Source organism: Pedobacter borealis DSM 19626, from assembly GCF_000708285.2.
Taxonomy (GTDB): domain Bacteria; phylum Bacteroidota; class Bacteroidia; order Sphingobacteriales; family Sphingobacteriaceae; genus Pedobacter; species Pedobacter borealis.
Genome location: NZ_JAUG01000025.1, coordinates 16,663 through 37,828 on the forward strand (window position 1 = coordinate 16,663; position 21,166 = coordinate 37,828).

Genomic DNA, 21,166 nt, shown 5'->3' on the forward strand with positions numbered 1-21,166 from the left:
TACAATTTTAAAAGGGGTATCTGATTAAGTTTCTGCTTATCCGGATACCCTTTTCATCTTAATAGATATATGGTCAGCAGATCAGAACAACGTTTCATTAGCATTAATCTTATAACCATTGTAGTTACGCTATTGGTTATACTTGCCGGAGGTATTGTACGCAGTACAGGGTCTGGCATGGGTTGTCCGGATTGGCCGAAATGTTTCGATCGTTACATTCCGCCAACTGATGTATCGCAACTTCCTGCCAATTATAAAGAGAAATACGTAGCAGGTAGGTTAAAGAAGAATGAAAAGTTTGCCAAATATCTGGAAAACATGGGCAAAGTAGCCTTAGCTGATAGTATTAGGCATGATAAGAGTATCACCATACCTGAAGAATTTAATCCAACTAAAACCTGGACCGAATATCTGAACAGATTGGCTGGGGTAGCCGCGGGGATATTCCTGTTTTTAACAGTTGTATACTCATTTGCCTACCGAAAAACGGCCAAACGAATTATCGTACTCAGTATCCTAAATCTTTTTGTAGTGGGATACCAAGGCTGGTTAGGTTCGATAGTGGTTTCTACAAACCTGGCACAATGGGTGGTAACCGTACACATGTTGTTAGCGCTGGTTATTTTGGCGATATCTATTTATACCTACAATTATGCGAAGCAATTGAATAAAGCGCCTTCGGTAATTATGTACCGGATAGCGTGGTTAAAAGGATTTTTGTTTTTTACCCTCCTAATCAGTATCGTTCAGATTGTTTTAGGAACCGAGGTTAGAGAAGCAGTAGATGTTATTGCAAAGTCGCTCTCTTACGGAAGCAAGAATACATGGATTTCGAAAGTAGGAGAAGTATTCTCTTATCACCGTGATTTAGCTATACTCGTAGTCATTGCCAATGCAGTAGTGTATAAAATGGTTATCGACCGTTTTAGTGGTAAGGCTGCACCGTTGTTAACCGCAAGGTTTATGTTAATAACGCTCCTCATACAGTTATTAAGTGGCTTTGCTTTAGCATATATCGCTTTTCCACCGGCAGCGCAGGCATTGCACATTTTGTTCTCTACGCTGTTATTTAGTTTACAGTTTTACCTGTACTTATTGGTTTACCGAACAAGTACATATAAACAATAATATTTAAGAAAATTGAAGCAATATCTTTCAGATTTTTCTAAACTTATCAAATTCAGGCTATCGTTTACGGTGGTGTTTTCGGCGTCGATCTCTTTTTTGATCGGACAGAAAATGCAGGTGGGTAGAGGCCATATCCCTAGTATCGATTGGGGAAACTGGTTAATATTGATTGCTGGAGGTTTTTTAGTAACCGCTGCTGCAAACTGCTTTAATGAGATTATAGAGAAAGACTTGGATAAGTTAATGTCTAGAACTAAAGATCGCCCTATGCCAGCAGGCAGAATGACTACCGGGCAAGGATTGATCCTGGGTGTTTTTATGGCATTTTTAGGTACCTGGTTATTGGGAAAATTGAATCTCGAAACAGGTTTACTTTCTGTATTTTCGATCCTGTTGTACGCATTTGCTTATACACCATTGAAGAGAAAATCGCCAATAGCAGTTTTTGTAGGTGCTATTCCAGGTGCTTTACCACCGCTTATCGGGTATTTAGCAGCATTTGGCAGTTTAAAAGCCGAAATGTTCCACGAAATTGATTATTACATTGCAGGCATTCTGTTTTTAATCCAGTTTGTATGGCAGTTTCCACATTTCTGGGCAATTGCATGGGTTTTGGATGATGATTATAAGAAAGCAGGTTTTAGGTTGTTACCTACTAAGAAAAGAGATAAAACCTCTGCTTTGCTTACCTTTTTAAGTACATTAATTTTAATTCCGGTAAGTTTACTGCCAACGCTATATGGTTTTGGTGGATATTACATTGCAGGTTTATCATTAATAGCCGGACTTATTTTTAGCTGGCTGGCTTTTAAACTTTTAATGAGCAGAGAATTGGCAGATGCCAAGAAAGTAATGTTCTGTTCGTTTTTTTACATCCCGGCAGTACAGTTGGGTTTATTATTAAATTTTATAGCAAAATAATTTATGGTGCTAACAATGGAAAAGATGCAGGATACGTTTGACCCAAAACCAAGGAAATTTATTGTTTGGTTATTTGTGGTATCATCAACAATTATGTTTGGTGGTTTTACCAGTTATTATCTGGTATTTGCCGCTTCGAAGGGAAAGGGACATGGTTTGGTTTTACCAGATGCTTTTATTTACTCTAGTTTGGTAATTATTGCCAGTAGCATTACCTTGGTGCTTGCATCGAAGGCTTTAAAGAAACTGAACTTCAGCTTACAGCGCAATATGCTGTGGATTACCGTAATCTTGGCCATCGCTTTTGGAGTAATGCAGTTTAATGCCTGGGGAAGTATGGTAAGAACTGGTGCAACCCTGGTAGGAAATAACGCAGCAATATCATTTATTTATGTGGTATCTGGCATGCACTTATTACACATTATTGGTGGTGTTGGCCTTATTATTAATGCTTTAGCAGGAAGTTATAAAAGTCTGCCTGTTGCCAAAGTCCAATACAGAATGGAAATTGCTTCTATTTTTTGGCATTTTATAGATATATTATGGATATATCTGTATGTTTTTTTACTTTTGAACCGTTAAATTTGTTAACAAACTATTATACTATTTCCAAATGAATGCAGTATCACAATTAGATCAAGTTAAAACCGGACCATGGAATGGTGGTCGTTCTCCGTGGTCGGTAGAATATGGTAAAATCATGATGTGGTTTTTCCTTTTGTCAGATGCTTTTACCTTTTCATCTTTATTGATCTACTACGGCGCTCAGCGTTTTTCTAAATTAACATGGCCAGCTCCAGATAAGGTTTTTCAATCTATTCCAGGCATTGCAGAACATGGCGCTCCATTAGTTTTCGTAGGTATCATGACCTTTATCTTAATCATGAGTTCGGTAACCATGGTTTTAGCGGTAGAGGCAGGTCACAGACGCTCTAAAAAAGAAGTTATCGGCTGGATGATTGCAACCATTATTGGTGGCCTCATGTTCTTGAGTTGTCAGGCCATTGAGTGGACGCACCTATTTAACGAAGGTTTTGGCTGGGGTAAAATTCCTCCATTAAAAACATTAGAACATCTATTTAACGGTGAAGTATCTTTAGTTTCTGCACAACAGTTTGCAAACTTATTCTTTACCATTACAGGTTTCCACGGTTTCCACGTATTCAGTGGAGTAATCATCAACATCATCATTTTAATCATGACGATTAATGGTACTTTCGAAAAAAGAGGACATTACCTAATGGTTGAAAAAGTTGGGTTATACTGGCACTTTGTAGATTTAGTATGGGTGTTTGTATTTACATTCTTCTATTTGGTTTAATTTATCATATTATAAAAATATTTTTATGTCAGAGCATACACATACAACAGAAGAGCACGGGCACGGGGATCATGCAGGTTTATCAAAAGGTAAAATCTGGAAAGTTTTTGGAATCCTTTTATTAATTACCGTAATTGAATTTATCATAGCGCTGGTATTAATTCCAAAAGGAATTATGACTCAGCATGTGGGTAACTACATTTATATTGGTTTAACTTTGTTAAAAGCATTTTATATTGTAGCCTATTTTATGCACTTAAAATATGAGAAATTAGGCTTACAGCTTGCGTTAACTGTTTCATTTATTTTCATTATTTACTTTATTGTTTTAATGTTAACAGAAGGTGGGTTTTTAAACATCCACATGATGAACCATTAATGAAAAGAAGTCCTATAAAAAAGGTAATAATCCTGGTAAGCATTTTAGCTATACCGGGATTTTTGTTTTTTTACTTATTGCCACACTTTGCAAAGAACAGGTATAAGAGTTTACCCATCTTTGGTGAGAAAGTTGTCGCATCAACCTTTCATAACGTAAAAGGGAAAAAAATACCAGATACCATTTATCACCTGGTTCCTGATTTTAAACTCGTAAACCAACATAACGATACCATTACCTGGAAATCGCTCGCGAACAAGATTGTGGTACTAAATTTATTTTATACCGGCGCCAACAACCAGGAAACAAGTAAATACATCAAGAAATTATCTGATGGGTATGAGCAAAAATCTTTGGTTAAGTTTTTAAGCCTGTCTGTTGATCCACTTGATAAAGGTAGAATAAAAGATTTTGCCGAACATTTTAATGCAAAAGCTGGAAAATGGGATTTTCTGGTTAGCGATACCATTCAAACTTATCCGTTAATCAGAAAAGGTTTGCTGCTTGATGTAGTTGCAGATGAAACGAAAGAGAAAACCAATTTTATTTTTAGTAATAAAATAGTACTTATTGATAATCTACACCGTATACGCGGAATTTATGATGCCGATAATGCTGAAGCAAATGCCAGGTTGGAGGATGAAATAAAAGTACTTATTGCCGAGTATTTAAGGAATGTTAAAGACGGCAGGTAATTGGTTTAGCGGTTAGTGTTTAGGACTTAGCGTTTAGACTCCGAAGTCGATACAAAATAATAATAATATAAAAGAGATTTTAAAAACTCATGGAAAATAGCCCAATTGAGAAAAAGTATAGCAAGTGGATCATCATTCTTTCTATTTTTATACCCGTAGCAGTAGCCTTTTTATTTGTGGTAAAGCTGAAAGATTTAGGTATAGATGCGCCTACGTTGCCATTTTTACCGCCAATATATGCTACCATTAATGGAATAACAGCTGTGCTGTTGGTAGTGGCTGTATGGGCCATAAAAAACGGTAAAATACAATTGCACCAAAACTTGATGAAAACCGCTATCGGTTGTTCTTTATTGTTTTTGGTAATGTACATTGCTTATCATATGACTACCCCATCTACCAAATTTGGCGGAGATGGAGCTATTAAGTATGCCTACTTCTTTATCTTGTTAACGCATATCCTATTGTCAATAGCCATTATTCCACTGGTTTTGGTAACTTATGTAAGGGCATTGGCCGAGCGTTTCGATCGCCATAGAAAAATTGCAAGAATTACCTTCCCACTTTGGCTTTATGTAGCCATTACAGGCGTAGTGGTTTATTTGATGATTTCGCCATATTATTCATACTAAGGTTGTCCTACCTTAACTTTTGAACCCCTACCCTAAAAAGTGGGGGTTTTATTTTTAATTAATTTGTTACCGACTAAAATTTCTTATTCAGTATATTTGGTAAAGAAGCCTATTATCATACTAAAATGTTTTAGTTTAAATCTTTCTTCTCTTTAATGACAAATCTATTTATTATTACGCCTCAGAATAATGGAAGACATAGCAAATTGTGATGAACTAATTTTATGGCGCTAAGCAACGCAGACAAAGATGATGGGCTGATTGATAAAATCGTAGGAGGAGATGAGCAGGCTTTTTCTGTTTTGTTCTTCAAATACCTTCCTGTACTCCAAATTTTTGCCGCTAAGTTTACCAAATCTGATGATGCAGCCGAAGAAATTATTCAAGATTCATTTTTAAGGGTTTGGCTAAATCGCGATAAATTAGCTGATGTAGTGAATGTGAAGGCTTATCTTTATAAATATGTTTCTAATGAATGTTTAAGCTACCTGCGTAAAAAATTAAAAGAAGATAGAGTTGTTGATGCATTTGTGGCTAAGCAACAAAATAGCCATAACAATACTGTAGAAACTATTAATTTAAACGAGGTAACGAAAATTATTGCCGTTGCTGTTGAAAAATTACCTGATCAACGCAAAAATATATACCAATTGAGCAGACGCGATGGTAAAACCATACCTGAAATTGCAGAAATACTCAATATCTCGCCTAATACGGTTAAAAATGCCCTGGTAATAGCCCTTAAATCGATACGTATACACCTCGATCAACATGGGATTGTATTCTTTTTCCCAATTGTTTTTTTCTTTTTGAAAATAAAATAGAAAAAAATTAATATCCCGATAGTCCTAATTTTCTTTTGCTGCTTCTTAGTATCAGAATCTTTATGGAAGAACGTATACATTATCTCTTACAACAGTTTACAGCTAAGACCTTAAGCGAGGCCGAAAGGGAAGAACTTTTAGTTTTAGCAGAAAACAGCACATCATTGCTTTCTGATGAAATCGTGAAAATGATTATCGCAGAAGAAGAACATGCGCCTAATGTTGTTGAGGAAAAATGGAATCCGGTTCTAAATAAAATTTTGGCTGTAGACAAACCAAGCCGATCGCCTAAACGGATTTTAATGAAGCGCTTAAAATGGGCTGCTGCTGCAGTTGTTTTTATTGTGTTTTCATTCACCGCTTACCTTTCTTTACAGAAAAAGAAAGAGCATGTTTTTGCTACTGACGTGGCGCCGGGAAAAAACAAAGCCATTCTCACTCTGGCCGATGGAAAGAAAATTTCGCTTTCAGATGCGATGAATGGTGATGTTGCTAAAGAAGCCGGCTTCTCTATCACCAAAACTGCCGATGGTCAATTGGTGTATAACATGGCTGAATCAGAAAATGTAAATGATGTGAGATTAAATACCATTTCGACCCCAAATGGTGGCGAATGGCAAATCCAGTTGCCCGATGGTTCTACTGTTTGGCTAAATGCAGCATCTTCAATTCAGTATTCGTTAAATATCGGAACGGCTAAACAGCGCTTGGTGAAATTGGATGGGGAGGCTTATTTTGAAGTAGCTAAAAATGCAGCACATCCTTTTATTGTAGAAACCGATAAGCAGTCTGTTGAGGTATTGGGTACGCACTTTAACATTAATAGCTATAAAGATGAAAGGGTAACTAAAACTACTTTGTTGGAAGGAAGTGTGCGAGTTTCACATAATACGACCAATGAGAGCGAGGTGCTTAAACCTGGCGAGCAATCTTTGGTATCCATTTCTGGCATGGATGTAAGAGAAGTAAATGTTGATGAAGCAATAGCATGGAAAAACGGCTATTTTATGTTCAATAACGAACGGCAAGAAAGCATTTTACGTAAAGTTGCCCGTTGGTATAATGTAGAAATAGAATACGCAGATGCGGATGCAAAAAATGTGATGTACTACGGAACGGTAAGCCGTTTTGAAAAAATATCGAAAGTGTTAACCAAACTTGAGCAAACTGGTGAAGTACGTTTCGATATTAAAGGCAATAAAGTTATTGTCTATAAAGAATAACCGAAAAAAGATGAAGACCGTAACTAACCTTTATCTCTAAAAACAAAACTAATTAATCAACAATAACCTAAAACCACTAACAACTAATGAATATACTTCGACAAACCTCCTGACGATTCAAAAGTTGAATAAATAAAAAAGGAGTGCTTGCAACACCCCCTTTATTATCTGTTTAGCTATTCCGTAAACCGGAATCGATTAAAATCAATTATTTCTTGGATAACCGCGAAACGCTTTTTGGCGTCTAAACTTTATTGCGCTTCGCACAAAAACAGACTATTAAATGTACAAAATTTATATTAGAATTTTATGTACGCATCGACGCTACATACCTAAATTGCTATTAATTATGAAGTTAGTTACGGTCATATTACTTGCCTCTTTAATGCAGGTAAGTGCTGCATCATTTGGCCAGCTGGTTACATTAAAAGAAAGAAATGTAACATTAGAAAAAATGTTTAGGGAAATCAGACAGCAATCTGGTTACGATGTATTATTATCGACTAACACTATTAAAAGTACTACTACTTTAAATGCCAACTTTAATAATGCGACTATAGAAGAGATAATGGACAAGATTATTTCTGGTCGGGATTTAACCTATACTATTGAAGACAAAACAATCTTAATTAAACCTAAAGAAAAGAGTATTTTCGATAAAGTAGTTGGTTATTTTATCGCTGTAAAAGTAACGGGTAAAGTACGGGATAAAAATGGAGCGATAATACCTGGCGTTAGTGTGCGCGAAAAAGGAGCAGCCAATGCTGTATCAACCAATGGATCGGGCGAGTATGGCATCTCGGTAAAAGACGGTGCGGTTTTAACCTTTAGCTTTATTGGTTACAAAACACTCGAGGTACCTGTTGGCAGTAAAACGGTTATTAATGTAACCTTAGAAGAAGATGCTGCCCAACTTAACGAAGTGAATGTGGTATCAACAGGTTACCAACAAATAGATAGGAAGTTATTTACAGGATCTGCCACTCAGGTAAAAGCGGCCGATGCACAGCGTAATGGTGTGCCAGATATCAGCCGTATGTTAGAGGGACAGGTTGCCGGTGTATCAGTACAGAATGTATCGGGTACTTTTGGTGCAGCTCCGAAAATTCGCGTGCGTGGTGCTACTTCTATCTCTGGTGATAATAAACCGCTTTGGGTAGTAGATGGAATTATCCTGGAAGATGTGGTTAATATCTCAAATGATGCTTTATCAACCGGTGATGCTAATACGCTAATCGGATCGTCAGTTGCAGGTTTAAACCCTGATGATATTGAAAGCTTCAATATCCTGAAAGATGCTGCAGCAACAGCCATGTATGGCGCGCGTGCAATGAACGGGGTAATTGTTGTTACTACTAAAAAAGGCCGTCAAACAGAAGGGGCGCCAAGAATTAGCTATACTGGTAATTTTACAACCTACTTAAAGCCTAATTATAATCAATTTGATGTTCTAAATTCAGCTGATCAGATGTCTGTTATGATGGAGATGTTGAACAAAGGCTATTTTCAGCATACCTCGGCTTCAAGAGGAGCAGATGGTGGTCCATTTTACAAAATGTATAATGCTTTATATGATTATGATGCTGCAACAGACACCTATGCGTTAAAAAACACAGCAACAGATCGTGCTCAGTTTTTAAATAGATATGCTAATGCCAATACCAATTGGTTTGATGTTTTATTTAAAAATTCATTGCTACAAGAGCATTCTATGAGTTTTTCTTCTGGTACAGAGAAATTTCAAACCTACGCTTCTACCTCTTATCTGCATGATAATGGTCAGACTATTGGAAATAGTGTAGATCGTTTTACTGGTAATTTAAGATCAACCTTTAAAATGAGTAATAAGTTGAGTGGCGAATTCATCATCAACGGCTCCGTCCGCGATCAAAAAGCTCCGGGAACTTTAACCCGTAATTCGGACCCTGTTTATGGAACTTTTTCAAGAAATTTCGATATCAACCCATATTCTTATGCTTTAAATACAAGCAGAGCCATGACTGCATATAACGAAGATGGAAGCCTGGAGTATTTTAACAGAAACTATGCACCTTTTAATATCTTAAACGAGCTGGATAATAATTATTTAGAACTGGGTCAGATTGATTTTAAAGTACAGGGAGGGCTAAAATATAAAATTATTCCTTCTTTAACTTATTCAATTGATGGAGCCTATAGGTATGCAAAAACCGATCGTAAGCACTACATTAAAGAAAATTCCAACATGGCCTTGGCATTTAGAGCAGCTCAGGACGCTACAACAGTAGGTGATAATCCATTTTTGTACACCAATCCTGAAGATTTAACTAAGTTACCAGTGGTAACCCTACCTGAGGGAGGATTTTATAATGTTACTTATGATAATTTAAAGAATTATTATTTCAGACAGAACCTTGAGTTTGATAAGAAATTTAATGAAAATCATCGCCTAAATGTTTTCGGATCAATGGAGGTAAGATATATAGATCGTCAAAACTCTAAATTTGACGGAGTTGGCTATCAATACGATAATGGCGGAATTGTTAATGCAAACTATCTATATTTTAAGAAAGCTCAGGAATCAAATGCACCTTATTACAGTATGGGTTATGGGGCAGATCGTTTTGCAGCATTTGCCTTAAGAGCAGCATATTCATATAAAGATAAGTATAGTTTTAATGCTACAACCAGATACGATGGCTCGAATTTAATGGGTAAAAGCAGAACAGCAAGATGGTTGCCAACCTGGAACGTTTCAGGTGCATGGAATGTAGATCAGGAAAGTTTCTGGATTGATAACACTGTATTGTCTTCAGCCAGAATTAGAGGAACTTATGGTTTGGTTGCCAATATTGGTAACGCAAATAATTCGGGCGCTATTTTCTATAACAGATTAAGTAGAAGACCTTATGAAAATGAGAAAGAAACCCTTACATATATATCAAGCCTGGCAAATAGTGAATTAACCTGGGAGAAATTAAAAGAAGCCAATTTGGGTATTGACTTAACATTTTTAAAAGACAGGGTTAATTTAACAGTTGATTTATATAAAAGAAATATTTATGATTTAATTGGAAGTATTAAAACATCGGGTATTGGCGGAGAATATACAAAAGATGCTAATTATGGTAAAATGAAAGCTAAAGGTATTGAGATTACCTTAGGTGGTAATGCAATTACCAGCGGTGATTTTAAATGGAGAACTCAATTTAACACAGCTTACAACAAAAACGAGATTACAGAATTACAAAATACACCTAGAATTCTTGACCTGGTTAGCGACAATGGAGGTTCTGTAGTTGGTTATTCGCAAGGCAGTTTATTCTCACTTCAATTCGCAGGTTTAGATCATAATTTTGGTTATCCATACTTTATTGATGAAAGCGGGAGAAAAAACACTTATGTGTATCTGCAAAGTACTAAGGTGGCAAATTTAAAATATGAAGGGCCTATTGATCCGAAGTTAACGGGAGGTTTTTACAACCAGTTCAGGTATAAACAATTCAGTTTATCTACTTTATTCACTTTTGCTGCAGGAAATTATGTGCGTTTAGCACAAGAGTTTTCTTCTAGTTACCCTGATATTTATTCTATGACTAAATCTATGCTAAACAGATGGGTACAACCTGGGGATGAAGCCTTTACAAGCGTTCCGTCAATATTGGATCCATATACAGCCGCAAGATTGGTTACTGATGCTACGGGGGCTACTACCTCTGCTGTTTATCCTTATAATATTTATAATTTTTCAACAGAACGGGTAGCAAAAGGTGATTTCATCAGATTTAAGCAAATATCTTTAACCTATGATTTGCCTAAACAATTCACATCTAAACTAAATATGTCGAATGCGTCTATATCTTTTGTGGGTAACAATATAGCCTTGTTGTATTCGGATAAAAAATTAAATGGACAAGATCCTGAGTTTTTTGGTAATGGTGGCGTGGCCCTGCCAATACCTAAACAATACACATTATCATTAAAGGTTGGATTTTAAAAGATATTTTGGTATGAAATTTAATAAATTAAAATACGCTGTTCTTTTTGGAGCTGTTACTTTAGTATCATGTAACAAATATTTAGATACAGCACCTGACAATAGAACTGAAATTAATTCGGTTGATAAAGTAGCACAGCTAGTAGCTACAGCATATCCTGAAGGCGATTATTACACTTTCGCTGAGGCTGCATCTGATAACGCTGAAGATAAAGGCTCCGGCGTTGGAACCTTATCGGATGTTTCCAGTAAACCTTATTACTGGGACGATGTTTTAGGCGCTGACAGAGGTTCGCCATCTAATTACTGGAATACCTGTTATCAGGCTATTTCAGCAGCAAATCAGGCACTCGAGGCTATTGAAACCAATAAATTTGGTACATCGGCATTACCATATAAAGGCGAGGCTTTAGTAGCAAGGGCCTATGCACATTTTATGTTAGTTACATTCTATGCAAAAGCCTATGTAATTGGAGGAGCAAATGACTCTCCTGGTATTCCTTATGTAACAGACCCTGAAACGGTTGTAATTAAACAATATGATAGGGAGACAGTTGCTGCCACTTATCAAAAAATCGAGAAAGATTTAACAGATGGGATGGCTTTACTTTCTGCATCTGCTTATAAGGTTCCAAAATATCATTTTACCCCAGCTGCAGCGCATGCATTTGCTGCCCGTTTTTATTTATTTAAAGGTGAATGGCAAAAGGTAGTAGATCATGTTTCTTTAATTTCAACTGAAAACTTTGCGAGTATTATCAGACCCATTAATGGTGCTCTATACGATATGAGCTCAGCTGATTTTCAGGCTGCTTTTACACGCTCAGATCAGAAATATAACTTACTGTTAATAAACCTGTATTCTAGCTATCAAAGATTAACTTCGCCAAGATATGGCTATGGCGAAACTTTAGTTAAAATGTTTGGTACTGGTACCAATATAACAGGTAAAGCATTTGCAAATAAAATTCTTTTCTATACGAAGCCAAGTTATACTACATATAAGTATAAAGAATATTTTTATGTAACTAACCAGGTTTCAAACATTGGTATTACTTATTTAATGTCTCCTGTACTTACAACCGATGAAGCTTTAATGAACAGGGCAGAGGCTTACGCCCAATTAGGTCAGTTTGATAAGTCGTTAACCGATATTAATACAGGACTTGCTGCTTACGTAAGAGGATATACACCTAGCGACGCAGCTACTTTATCTAAAATCGCGACCTATTACGGTATAACCGATCCAAAAGATGGTTTAATTAAATTAATCTTAGATACTAAGAAAGCACAATTCCTGCAGGAAGGAATTAGATGGTTTGATATTCTCCGTACCAGAATGACGGTTAAACATAATATCATTGATGCTCAGGGTAATGAAACATTTATCGAATTGAAGGCTGATGATAACAAAAGAGTATTTCAAATTCCTGAAGAAGCAAGACTTTCTGGTGTGCCATTAAATCCTAGATAATTAATAAGAATATCATGAAAAGAAATTTAATAAGAATATTAGGATTGTTTTTATTGTTTACAACAATACAATCTTGTAAAAAAGAAGATTCAGCTAATATCGATTTGACAAAATATGTTGATAATCCTGTAGCCAATGCCGCATTGGATAACTGGTTAAAAACTAATTTCTTGGATCCCTACAATATGGACGTAATTTATCGTTATAGTGATTTTTACAAGGATAATGATAAAGTGGTTAGTCCGGCTAATCCGGCTAATGTTCAACCGCAGATGCAAACTGTATTAGAAGGTTTTATCGATCCGTATAAAAAAGTGGCAGGTATTCCATTTATTAAAAAAATGCTACCTAAAGAATGGGTACTATATGGTTCAGGAGCTTACCAAACTGATGGGTCGATGATATTAGCTACTGCATCTGCCGCAAAGCGTGTTACCATTTACGATTTAAATAATTTTGACGCAAATAATGCAGATGCTGTAACCAGAAAGTTAAGAACTATTCATCATGAATTTACGCATATTTTAAATCAATTGGTTGCCATGCCTACTGACTTTCAAACCATTACAAAGTCGACATATACGGCAACCTGGACTACTGTAGCTGATGCAGCAGCAAGAGATAACGGTTACGTAAGTCCTTATGCATCAAGCCAGCCGGGAGAAGATTTTGCAGAAACTACATCACATTTATTAGTGCTTGGCCAAGCCTGGTTTGATGCCCGTGCAAATGCCTCTACTGCAGTGGGTAAAGCGGCATTAAAAGCTAAAGAAGCAAGTGTTGTACAATATTTTACCATAAACTTAGGCGTCGACTTTAGAGCATTACAAAGGGAAATTCAGAATGTAGTTAGAAATACGTATAAGCTATCATCATCAAGTTTCCCTTATTGGATGGGGCAAAATTTATTTAAAACAATGACAATAAATTTAGAAGATCCGCTTTACACCGCAAATCCAATGTCAACTGAATTTACTACTGCATATAATAACTTTAAAGCTGCTGTTTTGGCTTATAGTGCTACCAGTAAATATCACTTGGATTATGTACAATTTCGCTTTGAGTCTAACACAGCATTAACAGTAAGGGGGGCATTTACTGCAGCTGCAGGCGGTACACAATTTTTTGCCGACTATACTTTTTCTTATACCATAAATGCTACTACCGGAGCTGTAACATTTACAAAGATTGCGCAGGCAGGTACTACAGGTAGCTATGCAAATGCGGCTTTATTTACGGCTGGTTTTACAAGTTCAATTCAAGCTTATTTAATAGGAAAGACCTTTATAGCAGATTGGATGCCTAAAACTATCGATAATGCCAATTTTAATAATTTTGGTGGTATGTATGTAAGCGGAACTCCTACTAATTACTTTTTTGGTTCACTAGGTCAAACATTATAAATGATGAAAAGAATATTATATTTATTTATGATTTGCCTGGCTATGGCAAGTTGTAAAAAAGATTCTTTTGTTTCTGATTTTGATCAGAAGCCAGAAGAAAGAATAGCTGAATCTATTGCTTCAGTTACTAATACATTAACTTCAGCACCTAATGGCTGGATAGCAACCTTACCTACAAATGCGGGTGGTGCTTACGGATTTTATATGACTTTTGATGCAAATCAAAATGTTACCATGTATGCAGATTTAAATGATAATACTGCAAAAACACTGGGTAAGTCTACTTTTAGGGTTAAAGCTGTTTTAGGTACCGAATTAATATTCGATACTTATAATTATATTTCAATGCTGGCCGACCCGAACAACGGTGTTTTTGGTGGAGCTGGAAATACCGGTTATAAAAGTGATGTAGAGTTTACTTATTCGCGCGCTACAGTCGATAGCATATTTTTTATAGGCAAGGCTTATCGCCAAACCCTGGCTATGGTAAAGGCTACTGCTGCCCAAAAAGCAGCATATACTGCTGAAGGATTGAAAACATCTTCTGATAGGCTTAAATCATTTTTTGCCACCACACAAAATCCTTACATTGAAGTAGTTTCTGGTAGTGCTACAATTAAAGCTGGGTTAAGTGTTAATTTTACCAATGTTCTTGCCAGTGGCAAAAGAGCTACGTTAACTGGTATATTGGCCGATGGTACAACGGTTGTTTCTGCTACGAATAAAATAGCCTTAACAACTGATGGAATTTCAATGACTTCGACAGGTCTGGTTTTTCAAGGTATTACTTTGGTTAAGTTTGCCTGGAAAGATGCAACCACTCTCGCAATGTATGATGCTGCAGGCAAAGAATATATTATTAAATCAAGCCCGATACCATTAACCCCACTTCCATTGTTATTTGGTTTTCCGAGTAGTTATACCTATAGAAAAATTAGTATTGGCGGCACATCTCCAGTAGCTGGAGGAGCCTTGTTACCAAGTGGAGTTACTTCTCAATTTAATGTAATTTATCAGGCATTGGTAGCTAAATTAGCTGCTTTGACTCCGGCAAGAACAATAGTAGGAATCAGTTTTGCTTTAACGAGCAACAGTACTGCAGTGGTGAATATCAGCCCAAATAATGGTACCACAACTTTCAGCGCAAATGCAACATTTAATTATTCGATAACTGATGGAGTAATTACTTTAACAAATCCTGTTTATGACGCTAACTGGACTGCACGTGGAACTGAATATGATGGTGTTAAAAAATTCTTTTTATCAGGGCCATTTAAAATCGACTGGGTAACTAGTATAAACCCAAGCGGAGGTTTACTTGGTGGTCTTTACCGTACCGTCGATGGTAGTTCGTTTATATACGGAACATTATAACTAATTAGAATCTAATTTTAATCTTCTCTCCCGTAACCCTTGCCCTAAAAAGCAAGGGTTTTTTTATGACATAATTTTTAAACCCCTCCAAGCGTTTATGCTTATATTTGTAACGAATGAAGAAGAAAGCAATTTTTATCCTTTTTGTATTGGTATTTACATTCACGGTAAGTCCCAGTGTTAATGCCCAATGTTCTATGTGTACCATTAATGCCGAGCAAGGTGTTAAAAACGGCAATACACAAACAGCAGGCTTAAATACAGGTGTGTTGTATCTTTTATCTCTTCCTTATTTAATGGCTGTTATTGTTGGTGTGGTTTGGTATAAAAAATACCGCAAAAAGAATGTGCACCTTAATATGAAAAAGGAACCTTTTAATTTAAATTAAAAGTATGTCTGAGCAAACTACCTCAAAACTTTATGCCATTGTACACTGTAAGTGTCCGCATTGCCGTAGAGGAGATATTTTTACAGGCAGTATGTACGGCTGGAACATTCAGCATACCAAAGAAATTTGCGGACATTGCGCACAACGCATAGAAATCGAGCCTGGTTACTTTTATGCAGCCATGTATGTAAGTTATGCGATGAATGTAATCGAAATGCTTTTCGCCAGTTTCATCACCTATTTATTTTTCGGTCCGCTTACCGATGCAACTTTCTGGCCTTATCTGATCGTTATTTTTGCAGGTTGTTTTATTCTGTATCCGTTTAACTATCGCTATTCGAGAATTATACTGCTCCACGTTTTATCGCCGAACATTAAGTATAAGCCATATTATGATAAGTAGTATTGGTTAATCGTTTAAATCGTATAAACTGGTTAATTGTTAGGTTAACCGATTAAAACAATTAACCAGTTAACCATAAAACTGTATGCTTAAAAAAGAAACCCTTAGTTTTATAAAAGACGTAGCGGAGAATAACAACCGCGAATGGTTTGCCGCCAACAAAGAAGTTTACGAAAATGCAAAGGCTGATGTACTCGAACTTGTGGCCAAGATTATCCCGGAGCTGGCCAAAATAGATCCAATGCTTTCGGCAGATATGGATCCAAAGAAATGTCTTTTACGCATTTATCGTGATGTTCGATTTAGCAAAAATAAAGATCCTTATAAAAATAACTTCGGTATATGGTTCTCTACTAAAAAAGGAGGGAACGAGCCTGGTTATTATCTTCATATTCAACCGGAGAAAAGCTTTATTGCCGGCGGATATTGGATGCCGGATGCACCACATTTAAAATTGATCAGACAAGAGATTGATTATAATATAGGCGATTTTAAAGAAATTATTAACCACGCAGCCTTTAAGAAAAACTTTAAACTAGGTGTTGACAACGCCCTTAAAAATGCACCTAAAGGTTATGATCCAGCTGATCCAAACATCGGATTTTTAAAGTTGAAAAGCTTCGAGGCCACTACAAAAATCGATGATGAAGAATTTTTAAAACCAAACCTCGTTAATAAGTTGATAAGTTCTTTTAAAACAGTTCAACCATTAGTTGCATTTTTACGGAATGCCATTGAGCAATAACCAATTGTTAATTTTCAATGACTAACACCCAAAATAATCAATAACCGATAGTCAATGTTCAAACTATAAAAGGTCTTGATACTTGATACTCAAATCTTGACAATAAATATGAAAAATACCGTTTTTGCATTTGCGCTGCTCTTATTTATCTCTTCAATTAGCTCTTGTGTTGTGCTTTCGCCTAAAAAGTACAAAGCCTTATTGGGCACTAAGGATTCGCTATATACTGCTTTTAACGAAGGCTTAATTAAAATCGAAAATTTAGAAAAAGAAGTAGGTAAGCTTAAAAAGGATACTACCTTAATGGCTGAAGAACTTCGCGATCTGCAGAACAATTACAATAAAATGGATGCGAGCTATAAAAAGCTTAAAAATAATTCGTCATCAGAAATTACCAAACTATCTGGAGACTTAGCTGCCCGCGAAAAACGTTTAAAGGAAGTAGAAGAAGTTTTGCGTAAACGTGATGAGGCAACCAATGCATTGAAAGAAAAACTTCAACAGGCTTTGTTGGGCTTTACCAAAAGTGGTTTAACCGTAGAGATTAAAAATGGTAAAGTTTATGTTTCGCTAACGGATAAACTATTGTTCCCTTCGGGAAGTATTATCATTGATGAAAAAGGAAAACAGGCCCTGACCCAATTGGCCAATGTATTAAAACAACAACCGGAGATAAACATTGCTGTTGAAGGTCATACCGATAACCAGAAAATAAATAACCTGGGGCAGATTAAAGATAACTGGGATTTAAGTGTGTTGAGGGCCACCTCTGTAGTACGTTATTTAACAGAGAATGAGAAGGTAGAAAGTGTAAGGATGACAGCTACAGGTAAGGGCGAATTCCAACCGTTGGGTACCAACGCAAATGCAGATGGAAGAAGCAAAAACAGAAGGATAGAGATTGTACTTTCGCCCAAGCTGGATGAGCTTTACAACCTGATTAAATAAGATATAATACGCTATTGGTTGGTGTCTCACCGACCGAAATAAACATACTCACTGTTCTTCAAATTAGGAAACGAATGGCCTGTGGTTCTTGGAGGCACTCAGCCCCGCCATTCGCTGTAGCTCCGATAGAAGAATCGGAGGCTGCCGCTGCTGTCGGGTTTAAGAACAAAGTTTGTGCACCCTGCAACCCTAAAAATGAAAAACTGTTTTTGCCATTTAGCCCCGGTAGCAGCGTTACCCCAATGTCATTAAGTTAAGTACTATGCCGTTGTCAGTCTGAGCTTGTCGAAGACCTTTCTATAGTCGAAAACGAAAAAACATTTGTCCTTCGACAGGCTCTCCGTAGGAGTCCTTTGGACAGGATGACAATGTTTTTTGTTTTCTCCTTAACTTAATGACATTGAGCGGTACCCTGCAGCAACGAGGAAGCGAAGCGTAAAACGGGAAGAAACTTAATATTTTATACAGGCCCTGCGCTCCATAAAAAAAGGATTGTCGACTTAGGAGATGAATGACATGCGTTTGGAAAAAGCCTTGCAACATTTGCAGGGCTTTTTATAGGTTTTGATGCCTGTGGTACGATTTTAAAATTTTAAAGGTATGCTCGAACTCGTAACTGCTTAGGTTAGAATAATCGGGCATTGAGATTTTATATACCGTTAAAAAGTTTAACAATTCTTTAATTACGTTTGATACTTCTTCTGATTCTTCGGTATGTTTTAGGGTATCGATCTTACTTAATAACAGGGCAATCTCGAACATCTTAAAATCATTCTTTCCCGTAATATCCAAGCCGATATTAGTTTCGATAAGTGCTTGTTCGTAATTATGTGTAGCGATGTAAAAGTTGGCTTTAAAAACACTAAAGCTGGCCAATATAAAATTGGTATAATAGGTGTAATCGCTGCTGATGATTTTATCAACAAATTGCATAATGCGCTGCGCTTTTTTAAAATAGTTGAGCTTGATATAGGTTTGACCTAAGTGAAGCAGTAAAAAAGAAGAGAAAACGGAATGTCTTACATAAAAAATATTGGGGTACTTAGTCAGAATAGCCATAATAAAGCGGTGGCATTCTGCATAGCTTTTTTGAGAAAATAAGGTAATTAATACCAAGCGGTAAGAGAGTATTTCGGTAGAAGTGATTTCTTCGTTTTTCTGTGGTTTACTCTGATCTATCTCCTGGCAAAGTTTTATTATTTTGTCGTCCAGGGTTTTACTCTCGTTAGGTTTATTAACCAGGTTATTGTAGAAATAAAGAATTAAATCATAAGGATTAATTGGGAACAATTCATTTAATCTTTTGTAGTTCCGCTTTAACAGCTGCATGGTATTGGCTAAAGCTACTTTGTCCACATCAATTAGATTAACGTTGCATTCTATTACGTGCAGGATAATCTGAATGTCTTCATTGAATACGTTCTCTGAAATGGTTTTGATGGTTTCCTTATACAGGTTGCTCATGGTTCGCCCTGTAACCATAATGTCGATAAAATCGACGCCAATGCTTAACTTATTGAAATTAGAATTGGGTTTGCCAAGTTCGTATTTAGACACGTAACAGATAAAATCGAAAGCACTGTTTTTTTCAATGTTGGTAAATGGCAGCCTGAAAATGTTTTTTAAGGCTGCAATCTCATTTCTGGTGATACAGAACCTAATTGCCCAGTTAAGTATATAGTCTCTTAGCGAGGTTTGGCTAGGGAAACTGTTTAATATGTGCTCGAAAAATGATTTGCAAGGCCTGTATTCAAACTTATCAGTGATCTGTATAAATAGGAAATAGGTATAAATATCGTCGTTTAAAAAGCGGACAATTTCTGTAGGGATGGCAGTACTTAATCTTTTTTCTTCGATGATGATCCCGGCATGCAAAAGTTCTTCGTATGCATCGGGATAACAGTTGATATAACTCAGGATTTTTTCTTTAGAAACCCTTAATTTCTTATTTCCTTCTGAAATGCTATCGCTTATTTTTTTAAGGAGAAATACTTTTTCGGTGCTTTTTTTTGCCAGAAACACGCGTTTCTCTAAGAAATAGCTAATTAATTCATAATGTAATAAAGGATTACTCAGCTCAAGATGGTGGTTCTCATCTTTGAGCTTGAAATAAACCTGTAACCAGAATGGTGTTTTAAACTGAGTTAATAGGGGCAGGCTTACATCTGCCCGGTTGATAATTTTGTTTTCTATATTGCTTAAGGTGTAGAGTACCTCATCAACATTTAACGATGGTACATTACTTAGGGTTTCCTCATCATAAAATAAGCCCGTATACCAGGCTTTAGTTAAAGATGCAGAACCGTAAACAGCAGGCCGAAGATTAATCCAACTATTCGTTCGCAAGCCAAATGCGAGCTTAACAAAGTTGTTTTCTTCAATACTATATAAAAAGTCGATAAAGGTTTTAAAATAATTACTTCTTGCTAAATGTTCATCAATACCATCAACAATAATAATGAAACGGCCTTCTCTCTTTTCGGGATTTTTTTTAAAAAAACTGATTAACTCGGTAAGGCTCCCAAACTTAAATTCTTTTAAAAACCAGTCTTTTAAAGTATTTCCAGTTTGAATAATGGTATTAATACTGGTAGAGTTAACCAATAAAACGATGTCGTTTTTGTAGAGTGCATTTTCTGATAAGAAAAAATACTCTATCATGTGTGCAAGCAGTATCGATTTTCCCTGGCTAGGTTGAGCACTTATGGTTGTAAACTGGTAGTTATTTTTTAAGAAATAATCAAAATCAGGGTAAAAAAAACTTCTGTTGGCGGTAGCATTGAATGGAACGCCCGAATTATTTTTATTTGCAATTAACGATATCTCTGTAATAGCATGTGTTTTTAGCTTTAAATCTTGCCAGATATTTTGAATGGAGGTAGCTTGGTTTTCCTTGTCTTTACAAAATGAGTCCCAATCGTTATAGCCTATATATTGTGATAAGCTATTTAAAGTAAATAAAGAGAATTTATGTAAAGTGTTCGCAAAGCCAAAAAATCGCTTGATAGTTGTTTCACTTACGTAATTTTTGGTTTCTTGAAATACATACTCGGAAATAGTCTTACAATGAGATGGGTCGATATTTCTCAAACCAGATTTTATAAGGACAAACTTCCTGAGTTCGATAAGGAGATCGTTAGCATTCATTAATTAACAGATGGGGATGACTTAGCGCTAATGTCATCATAATTCCACAATTGAGGAAATCTATTCATAAAGAAAGCCCTGTATGAATAAAATGAATGAAACGAATTGCATAAAAATGAATAGCAATGGATAGGACAGGATGCTATTCTAGATTTAGATTTGTCATTATATAATGCCCTGCAGA

Annotated in this window: 18 protein-coding genes; 17 read left to right on the top strand and 1 reads right to left on the bottom strand. The window is 36.2% G+C overall.

Annotated elements, in window-relative coordinates:
- Positions 1–69 precede the first annotated feature (69 nt).
- The 17 genes from AW17_RS09460 to AW17_RS09540 all read left to right on the top strand — a co-directional run bounded on the left by AW17_RS09460 (position 70) and on the right by AW17_RS09540 (position 17,835).
- The gene (locus AW17_RS09460; protein ID WP_029275892.1) at positions 70–1,128 is read left to right on the top strand and encodes a COX15/CtaA family protein; all 1,059 of its coding nucleotides are present in this window, start codon (positions 70–72) and stop codon (positions 1,126–1,128) included.
- Between the two features lie 12 nt (positions 1,129–1,140).
- Positions 1,141–2,049 (top strand): heme o synthase, encoded by a 909-nt coding sequence (cyoE, locus tag AW17_RS09465; protein WP_029275893.1) that lies wholly within the window; start codon positions 1,141–1,143, stop codon positions 2,047–2,049.
- A 3-nt stretch (positions 2,050–2,052) separates the two neighbouring features.
- Positions 2,053–2,631 carry a cytochrome c oxidase subunit 3 gene (locus AW17_RS09470; RefSeq protein ID WP_029275894.1) on the top strand — a complete coding sequence of 193 codons (579 nt, stop codon included), beginning with the start codon at positions 2,053–2,055 and terminating at the stop codon, positions 2,629–2,631.
- A gap of 31 nt (positions 2,632–2,662) precedes the next feature.
- Complete coding sequence (locus AW17_RS09475) at positions 2,663–3,370, top strand: cytochrome c oxidase subunit 3 (protein ID WP_029275895.1); 708 nt, start codon at positions 2,663–2,665, stop codon at positions 3,368–3,370.
- Between the two features lie 25 nt (positions 3,371–3,395).
- On the top strand, positions 3,396–3,749 hold the full coding sequence (locus AW17_RS09480; RefSeq protein WP_029275896.1) for a cytochrome C oxidase subunit IV family protein: 354 nt from the start codon (positions 3,396–3,398) through the stop codon (positions 3,747–3,749).
- A complete protein-coding gene (locus AW17_RS09485; RefSeq protein ID WP_029275897.1) occupies positions 3,749–4,444 on the top strand; it encodes an SCO family protein in 696 nt (231 codons plus the stop codon). Before AW17_RS09480 ends, AW17_RS09485 begins: the two co-directional genes overlap by 1 nt.
- A gap of 89 nt (positions 4,445–4,533) precedes the next feature.
- The gene (locus AW17_RS09490) at positions 4,534–5,076 is read left to right on the top strand and encodes a DUF420 domain-containing protein (protein WP_029275898.1); all 543 of its coding nucleotides are present in this window, start codon (positions 4,534–4,536) and stop codon (positions 5,074–5,076) included.
- Positions 5,077–5,300: 224 nt separating this feature from the next.
- Positions 5,301–5,900 carry an RNA polymerase sigma-70 factor gene (locus tag AW17_RS09495; RefSeq protein ID WP_029275899.1) on the top strand — a complete coding sequence of 200 codons (600 nt, stop codon included), beginning with the start codon at positions 5,301–5,303 and terminating at the stop codon, positions 5,898–5,900.
- Between the two features lie 62 nt (positions 5,901–5,962).
- Positions 5,963–7,123, top strand: coding sequence for a FecR family protein (locus tag AW17_RS09500; RefSeq protein WP_029275900.1), 1,161 nt, complete (start codon positions 5,963–5,965; stop codon positions 7,121–7,123).
- A 349-nt stretch (positions 7,124–7,472) separates the two neighbouring features.
- A complete protein-coding gene (locus tag AW17_RS09505) occupies positions 7,473–11,099 on the top strand; it encodes a SusC/RagA family TonB-linked outer membrane protein (RefSeq protein ID WP_083488669.1) in 3,627 nt (1,208 codons plus the stop codon).
- 13 nt (positions 11,100–11,112) lie between these two features.
- Complete coding sequence (locus tag AW17_RS09510) at positions 11,113–12,573, top strand: RagB/SusD family nutrient uptake outer membrane protein (RefSeq protein ID WP_029275902.1); 1,461 nt, start codon at positions 11,113–11,115, stop codon at positions 12,571–12,573.
- Between the two features lie 14 nt (positions 12,574–12,587).
- Complete coding sequence (locus AW17_RS09515) at positions 12,588–13,976, top strand: substrate import-associated zinc metallohydrolase lipoprotein (RefSeq protein ID WP_051691732.1); 1,389 nt, start codon at positions 12,588–12,590, stop codon at positions 13,974–13,976.
- 3 nt (positions 13,977–13,979) lie between these two features.
- The gene (locus AW17_RS09520) at positions 13,980–15,350 is read left to right on the top strand and encodes a DUF4302 domain-containing protein (RefSeq protein ID WP_167343657.1); all 1,371 of its coding nucleotides are present in this window, start codon (positions 13,980–13,982) and stop codon (positions 15,348–15,350) included.
- 116 nt (positions 15,351–15,466) lie between these two features.
- Positions 15,467–15,739: a hypothetical protein gene (locus AW17_RS09525; RefSeq protein ID WP_029275905.1), complete on the top strand. Its 273-nt coding sequence runs from the start codon at positions 15,467–15,469 to the stop codon at positions 15,737–15,739.
- Between the two features lie 4 nt (positions 15,740–15,743).
- Positions 15,744–16,142 (top strand): hypothetical protein, encoded by a 399-nt coding sequence (locus AW17_RS09530; protein ID WP_029275906.1) that lies wholly within the window; start codon positions 15,744–15,746, stop codon positions 16,140–16,142.
- 85 nt (positions 16,143–16,227) lie between these two features.
- Positions 16,228–16,887, top strand: a complete 660-nt coding sequence (locus tag AW17_RS09535) for a DUF2461 domain-containing protein (RefSeq protein ID WP_029275907.1) — start codon at positions 16,228–16,230, stop codon at positions 16,885–16,887.
- 108 nt (positions 16,888–16,995) lie between these two features.
- Positions 16,996–17,835, top strand: coding sequence for an OmpA/MotB family protein (locus tag AW17_RS09540; protein ID WP_029275908.1), 840 nt, complete (start codon positions 16,996–16,998; stop codon positions 17,833–17,835).
- 555 nt (positions 17,836–18,390) lie between these two features.
- Here the strand turns inward: AW17_RS09540 and AW17_RS09545 are convergent.
- Positions 18,391–20,982 (bottom strand): hypothetical protein, encoded by a 2,592-nt coding sequence (locus AW17_RS09545; protein ID WP_029275910.1) that lies wholly within the window; start codon positions 20,980–20,982, stop codon positions 18,391–18,393.
- Between the last annotated feature and the right edge of the window lie 184 nt (positions 20,983–21,166).